General features: G+C 60.6%; 10 protein-coding genes and 1 other RNA gene. 6 read left to right on the top strand and 5 right to left on the bottom strand.

Annotation, left to right across the window (positions count from 1 at the left end):
* The first annotated feature begins 24 nt into the window (after positions 1-24).
* Positions 25-1935: a BglG family transcription antiterminator gene (locus D8B20_RS15075; protein WP_145889614.1), complete on the top strand. Its 1911-nt coding sequence runs from the start codon at positions 25-27 to the stop codon at positions 1933-1935.
* Between the two features lie 22 nt (positions 1936-1957).
* Here the strand turns inward: D8B20_RS15075 and D8B20_RS15070 are convergent, their stop codons facing one another.
* Complete coding sequence (locus tag D8B20_RS15070; RefSeq protein ID WP_145889613.1) at positions 1958-2857, bottom strand: LysR family transcriptional regulator; 900 nt, start codon at positions 2855-2857, stop codon at positions 1958-1960.
* Between the two features lie 129 nt (positions 2858-2986).
* Between D8B20_RS15070 and D8B20_RS15065 the strand changes: the two genes are divergently transcribed.
* Complete coding sequence (locus D8B20_RS15065) at positions 2987-3688, top strand: pirin family protein (protein WP_145889612.1); 702 nt, start codon at positions 2987-2989, stop codon at positions 3686-3688.
* 41 nt (positions 3689-3729) lie between these two features.
* On the opposite strand, the gene dolP is transcribed toward D8B20_RS15065, so the two are convergent.
* The 4 genes from dolP to D8B20_RS15045 are packed head-to-tail and all read right to left on the bottom strand — an operon-like array spanning position 3730 to position 7302.
* Positions 3730-4302, bottom strand: coding sequence for a division/outer membrane stress-associated lipid-binding lipoprotein (gene dolP, locus D8B20_RS15060; protein ID WP_145889611.1), 573 nt, complete (start codon positions 4300-4302; stop codon positions 3730-3732).
* A gap of 14 nt (positions 4303-4316) precedes the next feature.
* The gene (diaA, locus tag D8B20_RS15055) at positions 4317-4904 is read right to left on the bottom strand and encodes a DnaA initiator-associating protein DiaA (RefSeq protein ID WP_021509716.1); all 588 of its coding nucleotides are present in this window, start codon (positions 4902-4904) and stop codon (positions 4317-4319) included.
* Between the two features lie 14 nt (positions 4905-4918).
* Positions 4919-5314, bottom strand: coding sequence for a YraN family protein (locus tag D8B20_RS15050; protein WP_145889610.1), 396 nt, complete (start codon positions 5312-5314; stop codon positions 4919-4921).
* On the bottom strand, positions 5272-7302 hold the full coding sequence (locus D8B20_RS15045; RefSeq protein ID WP_145889609.1) for a penicillin-binding protein activator: 2031 nt from the start codon (positions 7300-7302) through the stop codon (positions 5272-5274). The genes D8B20_RS15050 and D8B20_RS15045 overlap by 43 nt, the downstream gene beginning before the upstream one ends.
* A gap of 62 nt (positions 7303-7364) precedes the next feature.
* Between D8B20_RS15045 and rsmI the strand changes: the two genes are divergently transcribed.
* The 4 genes from rsmI to D8B20_RS15025 all read left to right on the top strand — a co-directional run bounded on the left by rsmI (position 7365) and on the right by D8B20_RS15025 (position 11943).
* The gene (rsmI, locus tag D8B20_RS15040) at positions 7365-8228 is read left to right on the top strand and encodes a 16S rRNA (cytidine(1402)-2'-O)-methyltransferase (protein ID WP_145889608.1); all 864 of its coding nucleotides are present in this window, start codon (positions 7365-7367) and stop codon (positions 8226-8228) included.
* Between the two features lie 33 nt (positions 8229-8261).
* An RNA gene (gene rnpB / locus D8B20_RS15035) (RNase P RNA component class A) lies at positions 8262-8638 on the top strand.
* A gap of 1141 nt (positions 8639-9779) precedes the next feature.
* Positions 9780-11186 carry an MFS transporter gene (locus D8B20_RS15030; protein ID WP_145889607.1) on the top strand — a complete coding sequence of 469 codons (1407 nt, stop codon included), beginning with the start codon at positions 9780-9782 and terminating at the stop codon, positions 11184-11186.
* Positions 11161-11943: an AraC family transcriptional regulator gene (locus D8B20_RS15025; RefSeq protein WP_145889606.1), complete on the top strand. Its 783-nt coding sequence runs from the start codon at positions 11161-11163 to the stop codon at positions 11941-11943. The genes D8B20_RS15030 and D8B20_RS15025 overlap by 26 nt, the downstream gene beginning before the upstream one ends.
* Positions 11944-12005 lie beyond the last annotated feature (62 nt).

The raw sequence follows: 12005 nt of genomic DNA, 5'->3' as shown, positions 1-12005 counted from the left end.
TCACTCAGCCACAGGTGAGGTTCCGTGAGATTTCCTAATCAGCGCCTGGCGCAACTTTTTGCTGCGCTGCAAAACGAAACGCTGCCGCAGGATGAACTGGCGCGGCGCTTTTCGGTGTCAACGCGCACGGTGCGCACCGACATGACCGCACTGAATGCGCTGCTGGCGCAGCATGGCGCCCGGTTTGTGCTGGCGCGTGGCGCAGGTTATCAGCTGAAGATTGATGACGCATCGCGTTTCGGCCAGCTGCAGGCTGAGCGCGCCGCCCCGCTGCGGGTGCCGCGCACGGCGCAGGATCGCGTACGCTATCTGCTGTGCCGTTTTCTTACCGCCACCTATTCGCTCAAGCTGGAAGATCTCTCTGAAGAGTGGTTTGTCAGTCGCGCCACGCTGCAGGGCGATATGGCCGATGTACGCGAGTGGCTGGGACGCTACCTGCTGACAATTGAAACCCGGCCGCGCTATGGCATGAAGCTGTTCGGCAGCGAGGCGGCGATCCGCACCTGCCTGACCGACCTGCTGTGGCAAATTGATCAGGACACCCCGGACAGCCCGCTGCTGACCGTCGAAGCGCTTGACGCTGGCCTGCTGGCGCAGCTGCAGCCGCTGCTGCAGCGCTGCTTTACCGGCCATGCCATCCGCCTGAGCGATGAGGGTGAGCGCTATCTGCTGATTTACTGTGCCGTGGCGGTGCGCCGCATCAGCGAAGGCTTCCCGCTTAATGACCCCGGCGCGGAAGAGGTGGGGGCAGAGGTCCGCGCCGCAGCGCACCATCTGGTCACTCTGCTGCGTCCGCTGGTGGGCAAACCGGTCTCGCAGGCTGAGGAGAACTGGCTGCGGGTCAACATTGCCGCGCGGCAGATCCAGGCGCAGGCCCCCAGCACCATCAACGCCGATGACGCGGATGCGCTGGTTGATTACCTGCTGAGCTATATCAATACCCATTACAACTACCGGCTGCAGCAGGACGAACAGCTGCGCGCCGATCTGCTTACCCATATCAAAACCATGATTACCCGGGTGCGCTATCAGATTCACATTCCGAACCCGCTGCTCAGCAACATCAAGCAGCACTATCCAATGGCTTATGATGTGACGCTGGCTGCCGTGACCAGCTGGGGTAAATACACGCCCTATACCATCAGTGAAAACGAAATTGGCTTCCTGGTGCTGCATATCGGCGTCGGGCTGGAGCGCCATTACGATGTCGGCTATCAGCGGCATCCGCAGGTGCTGCTGGTGTGCGACAGCGGCAACTCCACGCTGCGCATGATTGAAGCGCTGCTGTTGCGTAAATATCCGCAGCTGGTGGTGACGGCGCGCCTGTCGCAGCGCGACTACGAGAGGCGTGACCAGGTGGAAGAGGATTTTGTGATTTCCACCGTGCGCCTGAGTGAGAAAAACAAGCCGGTGGTGGTCATGGCCCCGTTCCCCACGGAATTTCAGCTGGAACAGCTGGGTAAACTGGTGCTGGTGGATCGCACCCGACCTTATATGCTGGAGAAATACTTTGATGCGCAGCACTTTATGGTGCTGGACCAGCCGGTCGATCAGTCAGCGCTGTTTCAGCAGCTGTGCGCACAGCTGGAGGCGGAAGGGTATGTGGATAGCGATTTCTGCCCCTCGGTGGTGGAGCGTGAAGCGATTGTCAGCACGCTGCTCGGAGAGGGCATTGCGCTGCCGCACGCGCTGGGGCTGCTGGCAAAAAAAAGCGTGGTCTATACCGTGCTGGCCCCGCACGGTGTCAGCTGGGGTGATGAGACCGCCACGGTGATTTTTCTGCTGGCAATCAGCAAACGCGAATATGAAGAGGCAATGGCGATTTACGATCTGTTCGTCACCTTTCTGCGCGAACGCGCCACATCGCGTCTGCGCAACTGCCGGGATTTCGCCAGTTTCAAGGCCGTGGCGATGGATTGCCTCAGCCGGCTGTAAGCCGCGTCGCGGGGCCGGCGGCTTATCCGCGCTTCGTCAGCAGCCGCGGAATTTCGCGCAGGCACCAGGCTTTGGCCTCGCCCATGCTGTCCCGGCGCCATGCCATGATGATATCCACTTCGCGGGTATATTCGGCGCTCACCACGCGCAGGCGACCTTCAGCGATATCTTTCTCCACCAGCGGATAGGGCATGGTGGCCACGCCCAGTCCGGCCAGCAGCGCACGGCGTTTGTCATCCATACTGCTGACCGTCAGGCGCTGCTGTTTATCCAGCAGCTGTACCGTCAGCACCGGGCGCTCGCGCGCGGTGTCCGCCACGGCAATGCCGCGGTACTTGACGCGCGTGACTTCTGAAAGCGGCTCCGCTTCCTGATGAATCGGGTGATCGGGGCTGGCGACATACACGCTCATGATGCTGTACAGCTTGCGTGTGTTGATCTCGGTTGAGGCGCGGAAGTGCATATCCGGCGCAATCACAATATCTGCGCGTCCCTGTTCCAGCCGCTCCCAGGCGCCGGCCAGCACTTCGGTGATCAGGGAAATCTGCGTATTGGCTTTTTCGGACAGCTTCTCCACCAGCGGGAACAGCAGTTCAGTGGGAATCAGCGCTTCGGCAACGATGGTCAGGTGCGTTTCCCAGCCGCGAGCCAGCGCTTCGGCATCGGTGGTGAGTTTATCGGCCGCTTCCAGCAGCACGCGACCGCGCTCCAGCAGCATGCGTCCAACGTTGGTAAATTTCGTGCGGTGGCCGGAGCGGTCAAACAGCACCACGTCCAGCTCCTCTTCCAGCTTCTGCATGGTGTAGCTGAGGGCGGAGGGAACGCGGCCCAGTTCATCAGCCGCGGCGGCAAAGCTGCCGCGCCGGTCAATAGCATCCATCACACGTAAAGCTTCTAACGTTAGCGCGCGCTCTTTAGCCATACCGATTCTCTGTCAGTAAATTTGAATATGCCAGGCAGATTAACTGGCTAACAATCCGGCGTCCAGCCTTTTACCATTGACCCATAAAGCCTGTGGTCGATTCTGACCACGGTGCGTCGGAGGTAAATCATGATGACAACCCGCTGCGCGTCCGCATGTGGCCAGGCCGATTTCGGTTGGTTGCAGGCGCGTTACAGCTTTTCGTTTGGCCACTATTTTGACCCGCAGCTGATGGGATACGCCTCGCTGCGCGTCCTGAATCAGGAAGTGCTGGCGCCCGGCGCGGCATTTCAGCCGCGCACCTATCCGCAGGTGGATGTGCTGAATCTGGTCCTGCAGGGCGAAGCCGAATACCGTGACAGCGAAGGCAACCACCTGATCGCCCGCGCCGGTGAAGCGATGCTGCTGTCCACCCGTCCCGGCGTGACCTACAGCGAAATCAACATCAGTAAAGATCGCCCGCTGACGCGGATGCAGCTGTGGCTCGCTGCCTGTCCGGAGCGGGAAAACCCGCTGCTGCAGAAAATGACGCTGCCGGCGCAGACGCACCTGCTGCTGGCGTCGCCGGAGGGCGCGGAGGGAAGTTTGCAGCTGCGCCAGCAGGTGTGGGTGCATCAGATCACGCTGCAGCCGGGCGTCAGCCGTACGGTGCCGCTGCACGGTCCGCGCGCCTATCTGCAATCGATTCACGGCGCCATGAATGTTCAGGCTGGCAGCGCCAGCGAGGCGCAGCTCGGCTGCGGCGATGGCGCTTTTGTCAGTGATGAGCCGCAGATTACCCTGCAGGCCAGCACGCCGCTGCGCGCGCTGGTGATTGATATTCCGGTATAAAAAAGGCGGCCCGCAGGCCGCCGTCGCTGTTTTGCTGCAGTTTACTTCAGAATCGTAAACGCCGTGGTCACATGTTTGACGCCGCTCACCCGGCTGGCAATATCTGCCGCCGCGGTCGCTTCTTCCTGAGTCACCAGGCCCAGCAGGAATACCTCGCCATTCTCGGTGGTCACTTTGACGTTTGAGGATTTCACCTGATCGCTGCCCAGCAACTGCGAACGGATTTTGGTGGTGATCCAGGTATCCGATGACGAGGTGCCGAGGCTCACTTTCTGCCCGATACGAATCTCGTTGTACACTTCGGTCGCGCCATCCACGCCCATGGCGATCTGCTTCGCACGGCTGGCCAGGTCAGCCGACGGCGCTTGTCCGGTCAGCAGCACTTTGCCCTGATAGGCGGTCACGACCACGCGCGCCTGGTTTTTAATCTGGTCATCTTTTGCCAGCGCGTTGGAGACACGCAGCTCCAGCGTACCATCATCCACCTGCGTACCGACGGTACGGGGATCGGTGGCGGTCTTGGTGGCGACTGCCGCGCCGCCAGCCACCACCGCAACGCAGCCCTGCAGCAGCAGGGCCGTTAGCAGAATGGCGATAGCGTTCAATGCTTTCATTTGAGCTCCTTCAGTCATTCCTGGTGTGGGAACAAAGTGTTATCAATCAAATCGCACAGGCAGTTCAGCGTCAGCATATGCATTTCCTGAATGCGCGCGCTGCGATGTGACGGAATGCGAATTTCCACATCGTGCGGGCCAAGCAGGCCCGCCAGCTCACCGCCATCATGGCCGGTCAGCGCAACAATGGTCATATCGCGGGTAACCGCAGCTTCCACCGCTTTGACGATGTCACGGGTGTTGCCACGGGTGGAGATAGCCAGCAGCACATCGCCAGCCTGACCAAGCGCACGAACCTGCTTGGCATAAATTTCATCGTGCAGACGATCGTTACCAATCGCCGTCAGCATCACGTTATCTGCGCTCAGCGCCAGTGCGGGCAGGCTGGGGCGCTCGGTTTCAAACCGGTTAATCATGCTGGCGGCAAAGTGCTGCGCGTTGGCTGCGGAAGCACCGTTGCCGCAGCTGAGAATTTTGTTACCGTTCAGCAGCGACTGCACCAGCGTCATCGCGGCGCGGGAAATGGCATCGGGCAGCGCTTCGGCTGCGGCGATTTGCGTCTGAATACTTTCGGTAAAACACGCTTTAATTCTGTCCTGCACAAGACCACCTGGTTCTATCCATCGGCATTAAAGGCATCGGGCAGCCACTCCAGCTCGCACCCGGTAATGGCAATGATGTCAAAACGGCAATTCACCGTATCAAAACTGCCGCCGCGCGCCAGCAACCACAGGGCGGCCGCGCGCAGCAGCTTGTGTTGTTTCTGGCGCGTCACGCTGGCTGCCGCGCCGCCATAGCGCGCATTGCGGCGGTAGCGCACTTCAACAAATACCCAGCAATCAGCATCACGCATGATGAGGTCAATTTCACCACTGCGGCTGCGCACGTTACTGGCAATCCACTGCAGGCCAGCGCGCTCAAGATAGCCGCGCGCCAGCTGCTCCTGCTCAGCGCCAATGCGCTGGCGGTTTACTGCACCGGAACGATTTGTCCCTGACGGTACTGGTTCCATGCCAGCTTCCTGTTGATCACACAATCCGTGTCGGCGCTCAGCTTACCGGTATTGCCATCAATGGCGAAGCCAGGCACCTGACGCATCTGATTAAACTGATTCGCCAGCGTCCAGGCATCAATGCCCATCGCATAGAGGCGCACCAGCGAATAATCGTTATTAAAGCTGCGCGCCGCCTGCTGCATCAGCCCCGGATTAGCGCCGGACAGCAGCGGAATGTCGCTGAACTGCAGGCCGTCCATCTCCAGACGGAAGTCCGGGCCGGCACCGGCCTGCGCGCTGCGCGAGCTGGCGTACAGGGCGATGTTATTGCGGCTGCTGGTGCGCATAGCAATCATCGGTTTAATCAGCTGCAGCTCATCCTGGCTGGCAACGATGTACACCGCGTCCGGGCTGCCGCTGCTGGCGTCCGCCGCCGGCGTGCTGGTCTGCGGTGCCGGTATGTTCAGGCCTGCCGCCGCCACACTCTGCGCGGCGTCCGGCTGCACCGTCAGCGGGGTGCCGCTCAGCGTAATGCCCGCACCGCTGTTGATACCCTGTTTCAGCTCGGCAACGCCACCAAAGCGCTGCTGCAGCACGGTACCGCCGCCCAGCTTCTGCCACTCCTGCGCAAAGGCTTTACCGATACGGTCACCGTAGTTGCTGCGCGGAATCAGCAGCAGCGGCTGGCTTTTGCCCTGTTCATGGATATGGTGCGCGGCATCGCGCGCCTCGTCTTCAGGAGAAAGCGCAAAATAGCAAATATTCGGATGGTTCTGGATCTGCTCCGGCTCATTCAGCGCCAGCACGTTCAGCGTTGTCTGGCTGTTCGCCACCGCTTCCACGTTGCTTTTCAGCAGCGGGCCGACGACCAGCGTCGCGCCGTCCTGCTGCGCCTGCTGCATCACCCGAGCGATGGGCTGGTTGCTGGTGTCGTAGACCTTGACCTGTGCACTGCTGCTGGCTTGGGCGGTGGCCGGCGGCGTTGCTGAAGCAGGCTGCGCGGTTTGTGTCGGCTGCGCCGGCTGGGCTGGCGTCGTCGTGCTGGCAGCCGGGCTGGCCGCAGTGCCGGAGGCGGTCGCCGGCGTCTGCGCGGCTGCGGTGTCGGCGGCAGGCGCGGCAGGCTGCGCTGCCGGGGCGTTCAGCACACCGTTTTTCGCGTCGTTGAAGCCTTTCTGAATGGCGCTGGCAAACACCTGGGCCTGACCGTTCAGCGGCAGCAGCAGGGCGATAGTGCTGGTTGACGCGGCCGTGAAATTCTTCACCTGACTGAGCTGGGTAGGCAGCGTTTTCGCGCCCGGGTTTTGCGGATAGCGCGTCTGCCAGTCGGCAATCGCCGCTTTCAGCATTTGCGGATCCTGACTATTGGCGTGCCAGGTATTGAGCAGATCGAGCCAGCCCTGCAGCGTATTTTCGTCGGCGTTAATCACCAGGCTGTTGAGCTGATCCTGCGTCAGCTGCGTCAGCGCCTGCCAGGTGGCGTCGATATTGCTCTGGTGATCGGTGCCCTGCAGCAGCGGCTCCTGAGCAATATAGGCGCGCAGCAGCGCCAGCGAAGGACGATTTTGCGCGGCGGCGATCTGCAGGGCATAGAAGCGCACCTGCTGATCCTGCGACAGCGCAGCCGGTTTCACCTGGGTAAGCTGCTGCTGCGCGCCGCTGAAATCCTGCAGGGCAATCTGCATCTGCGCGCGCAGTAACAGCAGCTCCTGCTGTTGCGTATCAGACAACTGCTGCGGCAGCTGGCTCAGTTGCGTCTGCGCCTGAGGATACTTTCCTTCCTTCAGCAGGGCACGGATGGCAAGTAATTGCCAGTCGGTCTTGCTATCATCGCTGCTTTGCTGCGCCTGTTGCAGATAATAGTCAGACTGGCCAGTAGCAGGGCCCTGAATATTGACGTTTGACGTTTGCTGCGGTCCCTGACCACTACAGGCGGCTAAAATCAGTCCAGCGAGAAGAACAGGTACAAAGCGTCCTGCTTTATGACGTACGACTTTTGAAGGAAGCATACTGTATCCAGTGATGTTTTTTTCAAGATGCTCAATATTAAATCGGCAATTCGGATGAAACAATGAAACAACTCGATCGGGCAGAGATTTCTGCCAGCACGCTCTATATCGTTCCTACCCCGATCGGTAACCTGGGTGATATCACGCAGCGTGCGCTGACGGTGCTTGCCAGCGTCGATCTGGTCGCAGCGGAAGATACACGTCATACCGGGCTGTTGCTACAACATTTCGCCATCAATGCGCGACTGTTCGCACTTCACGACCATAACGAACAGCAGAAAGCCGAGGTGCTGTTAGCGAAGCTGCAGGAGGGCCAGAGCATTGCGCTGGTCTCAGATGCGGGCACGCCGTTAATCAACGATCCGGGCTATCATCTGGTGCGTCGCTGCCGTGAAGCAGGGGTGCGCGTCGTGCCGTTGCCAGGGGCCTGCGCGGCCATCACAGCATTAAGCGCGGCGGGGTTACCGTCCGATCGTTTCTGTTACGAAGGGTTTCTGCCGGCGAAAAGCAAAGGGCGCTGCGATACGCTGCGCGCGCTGGGCGAAGAGCCGCGCACGCTGATTTTCTATGAATCCACCCACCGCGTGCTGGACACGCTGCAGGATATGGTCAGCGTCTGGGGCGCCGAACGCTACGTGGTGCTGGCCCGCGAGCTGACCAAAACCTGGGAATCGCTACACGGTGCGCCGGTGGCAGATTTGCTGGCGTGGGTGCAGGAAGATGAAAATCGCCGTAAAGGCGAGATGGTGCTGATTGTGGAGGGCCATAAAGCGAATGAAGAAACGCTGCCAGCGGATGCGCTGCGCACGCTGGCGCTGCTGCAGAGCGAACTGCCGCTGAAAAAGGCGGCGGCGCTGACGGCAGAAATTCATGGGGTTAAGAAAAACGCCCTGTACAAGTATGCGCTGGAGCAGCAAGAGGCGTGACAAATGGCGGCGAATCGCCTATTATCCCGCGCCGAAGCTGACCAGACAGTCGCCGCTTTGTCGTCGTCCCTTTCGGGGGAGACGGGCAGAGGGGAGGAAAGTCCGGGCTCCATAGGGCAGGGTGCCAGGTAACGCCTGGGGGGCGCAAGCCTACGACCAGTGCAACAGAGAGCAAACCGCCGATGGCCCAGTAATGGGATCAGGTAAGGGTGAAAGGGTGCGGTAAGAGCGCACCGCGCGGCTGGCAACAGACCGTGGCACGGTAAACTCCACCCGGAGCAAGGCCAAATAGGGGTTCACATGGTACGGCCCGTACTGAACCCGGGTAGGCTGCTTGAGCCAGTGAGCGATTGCTGGCCTAGATGAATGACTGTCCACGACAGAACCCGGCTTATCGGTCAGTTTCGACTTTTTAAAAGACGCCCGCAGGTGAAGATCTGCGGGCGTTTTACGTTCTGCGCCAGGGCGACTGTCCACGACGCTTTTTATAAAAGAACGCGGCTTACCGGTCAGCGTCGACGCCTTAAAAGACGCCCGCAGGTGAAGATCTGCGGGCGTTTTACGTTCTGCGCCAGGAGCGACTGTCCACGACGCTCTTTATAAAAGAACGCGGCTTACCGGTCAGCGTCGACGCCTTAAAAGACGCCCGCCGGTGAAGATCTGCGGGCGTTTTACGTTCTGCGCCAGGGGCGACTGTCCACGACGCTCTTTATAAAAGAACGCAGCTTATCGGTCAGTTTCGACTTTTTAAAAGACGCCCGCAGGTGAAGATCTGCGGGCGTTTTACGTTCTGCGCTAGGGCGACTGTCCACGACGCTCTTTATAAAAGAACGCGGCTTACCGGTCAGCGTCGACGCCTTAAAAGACGCCCGCAGGTGAAGATCGGCGGGCGTTTTACGTTCTGCGCCAGGGCGACTGTCCACGACGCTTTTTATAAAAGAACGCGGCTTACCGGTCAGCGTCGACGCCTTAAAAGATGCCCGCAGGTGAAGATCTGTGGGCGTTTTACGTTCTGCGCCAGGGGCGACTGTCCACGACGCTCTTTATAAAAGAACGCGGCTTATCGGTCAGTTTCGACTCATTAAAAGACGCCCGCAGGTGAAGATCTGCGGGCGTTTTACGTTGTGCGGCAGAAAAGAGTTGTCGGCCCGGCAGTTCACCTCGCTTATTCACCGTCTGCGCCTGTTGTCTGTTTCATTCGAAAATGTGTCACAGCTGAACATGTTGTGACGGCGAAAGACTATTTATCCTGCCTCACGGTTATTACCCAACAGGAGAAAACGAGAATGCGTGATTTTTTAACAATACAGCCGCACAGAGCGACTTTTTCGACCGGGATGGAGGGTGAACAGCCGCCTGCAATGGCGTGCCATCAGGTGCAGGGGGTTACAATTGATTTGCTGGCGATGGATACCCCTGACGCTGCGCCAATCGGGTGCCGCAGTGGAGGGTTATTTTACCTGCACAGCGCGACTATCTCGTTAAACACTTCTTTGGCCGTCAGGTTTTCCCGCAGCGGCAGCCCATTACCCGCGCCGTTCAGGTTGCAGCATGAATCTGCTTAATGCGCGTCTTTCACCGGCGCAGCCCGGAAAAAACCATCCCGGCGTACTGGCCGTGGTGGTTGCCCTGTTTCTCGCTGCGGTGGACAGCACCATCGTCAGTACGGTGCTGCCGACCATCAGCCAGCAGCTGGGCCATCCGGCGCTCTGGCCCTGGGTCATGTCCGCCTTTTTACTGCCGGTCGCGCTGGTGGCACCGCTGGCCGGTGCGTGCGGTGACCGGTTTGGCGTCTCCGCCATGCTGAAAGCATGCCTGCTGATTTTTCTTGCGGCTTCGGTGCTGGCGGCGGTCAGCGCCACCATGCCGATGCTAATTCTGGCGCGGGCGTTACAGGGCATCGGTGCCGGCGGGATTATTGTGCTTTCCTATTCGCTGCTGGCAGAGCTGTTCGACGCTGAGCGGCGCGGCAGGATGCAGGGAATGCTCAGCGGCGTCTGGGGGCTCTCTGCCATCGCGGGCCCGCTGCTCGGCAGCGCGCTGTCAGCGGCGTTCGGCTGGCGGGCGATCTTCTGGCTGAATATTCCGACGGGCCTGCTGGCCATGGCGCTGCTGTTTGTCGCCCCGGCGGTCAGCAAACGGTCGGGTAAGGCGCGTCTGGACGTGCCGGGGCAGGGGGCGCTGATCGTGGCCGCCTGCTGCCTGCTGCTGCTGACCGCGCTGCCGGAAAGGGGCCCCGGCCCGATCGGCATACTGACAACGGGCCTGTTGCTGGGACTGCTGGTGCTGATCGCCCGCGTGCGGCGTCAGCCGGAAAGCAGCCCGATCCCGCTGCCGCTTTTTCAGCAGCGCAGGCTGTTTCCGATTCTTGTGCTGGTGCTGCTTTCCAGCGCCGGGCTGTATGCTGCCGTCACGCTGCTGCCACTGGCGCTGAGCCAGCAGACGATCGGCGTCCCGACCGGGCTGCTGGTGATGCTGGCGGCGCTGGGCTGGGTGGCGGGCGCGGCAGTCTGCGGTGCGAAGCTGGCGGCGGCGGGTTACCGACGCATGGCCGCCGGTGGCATGCTGCAACTGGCCGCGGGTGGCCTGCTGATGGCCTGGGCCATCGCGCAGCAGCAGCCGTGGCTGATGGCGACAGCGCTGCTGCTGATCGGTCTGGGTATGGGCTTTACCGCGACCACGACGCTGGTGCTGGCGCAGAACGCCGCGCCGCCAGAGCGCCTCGGCGCCTGGACCGCGACGGTGCAGTTTTTACGTAACCTCGGCGCGGCGCTGGGCGTCAATATTCTGGCGACGGTGCAGCTGCATCTGAGCGGCATCCGCGCTTTCCCAATCTGTTTTATTATTCTGGGCGTCAGTATGCTGGCAGGATTGATCTTTACCCTGTCGCTGCCCCGCGCTTACCCGGCGAAAAAGCCAGAAAACCGAACAGATGGATACCGTGACGTTAAACAATGATGCGCTGATTATTGAGCGTGTGCTGGAGCAAATCGCGACGAGGGAGAATGCCCCTCATCGCCATCCCCTGGGCCAGTTTGTGCTGGTTAAACATGGCGTACTGCATGGCCATACGCCAGAGCAGCACTGGCTGATGAAGCCGGGGATGGCGGTGTGGATCCCGCCTGACACCGTTCACTGGGGCAAAGCCTATAGCCGTGTCGATCTGACGGTACTCTATATCGCCCCGACGCTCTGCCACGGCTTAACTTCCCGGGTGAAGCTGATTGATACGTCATTTTTGATTTCTGCGCTGTGCGAGCGGCTGGCCGATACCCGCGCTCCGCTGTCGGACACGCGCCGCAACACGATGCTGCAGCTGCTGTTTGAAGAGATCGAAGAGAAGCCCGCCAGCAACCTTACCCTGCTGCTGCCGCAGGATGGGCGGTTGAAAAAAGTCACCGACAGCCTGATTGCCGATCCGGCACAGCGCCTGAGCCTGGCGGAGTGGGGACATCGCGTGGGGGCCACCGAGCGCACTCTGGCGCGCCTGTTCCGCAAAGAAACCGGGCTGCGTTTCACCGAATGGCATAACCGCCTGCTGCTGGCAGTCGCCTGGCAGGGACTGGCAGAGGGCGCTTCCAACGAGCAGCTGTCGATGATGCTGGGCTTCTCTTCCGGCGACTCATTCGGACACTGGTTCCGGCGCGTGGCGGATAGCAGGCCTGGCCAGATACGCAGGTATCTGCAGGACCAGCGGGCGAGTACCCTGACGTAACCGGACACACTTGTCCGTCTGGTTCGATAAGATGTGTTTTGTGAACATTTTTAGCGTCCTTC

This window comes from Candidatus Pantoea soli (assembly GCF_007833795.1).
Classification (GTDB): domain Bacteria; phylum Pseudomonadota; class Gammaproteobacteria; order Enterobacterales; family Enterobacteriaceae; genus Pantoea; species Pantoea soli.
The sequence above is the reverse complement of the archived record's forward strand: the minus strand, read 5'-3'. Positions and strand labels throughout refer to the sequence as shown.

What these genes read in the sequence shown, in the direction of transcription:
- D8B20_RS15070 (WP_145889613.1), bottom strand. Translation starts at nt 2,857, where the DNA reads ATGGCTAAAGAGCGCGCGCTAACGTTAGAAGCTTTACGTGTGATGGAT.
- D8B20_RS15065 (WP_145889612.1), top strand. Translation starts at nt 2,987, where the DNA reads ATGATGACAACCCGCTGCGCGTCCGCATGTGGCCAGGCCGATTTCGGT.
- dolP (WP_145889611.1), bottom strand. Translation starts at nt 4,302, where the DNA reads ATGAAAGCATTGAACGCTATCGCCATTCTGCTAACGGCCCTGCTGCTG.
- D8B20_RS15050 (WP_145889610.1), bottom strand. Translation starts at nt 5,314, where the DNA reads ATGGAACCAGTACCGTCAGGGACAAATCGTTCCGGTGCAGTAAACCGC.
- D8B20_RS15045 (WP_145889609.1), bottom strand. Translation starts at nt 7,302, where the DNA reads ATGCTTCCTTCAAAAGTCGTACGTCATAAAGCAGGACGCTTTGTACCT.
- rsmI (WP_145889608.1), top strand. Translation starts at nt 7,365, where the DNA reads ATGAAACAACTCGATCGGGCAGAGATTTCTGCCAGCACGCTCTATATC.
- D8B20_RS15030 (WP_145889607.1), top strand. Translation starts at nt 9,780, where the DNA reads ATGAATCTGCTTAATGCGCGTCTTTCACCGGCGCAGCCCGGAAAAAAC.
- D8B20_RS15025 (WP_145889606.1), top strand. Translation starts at nt 11,161, where the DNA reads ATGGATACCGTGACGTTAAACAATGATGCGCTGATTATTGAGCGTGTG.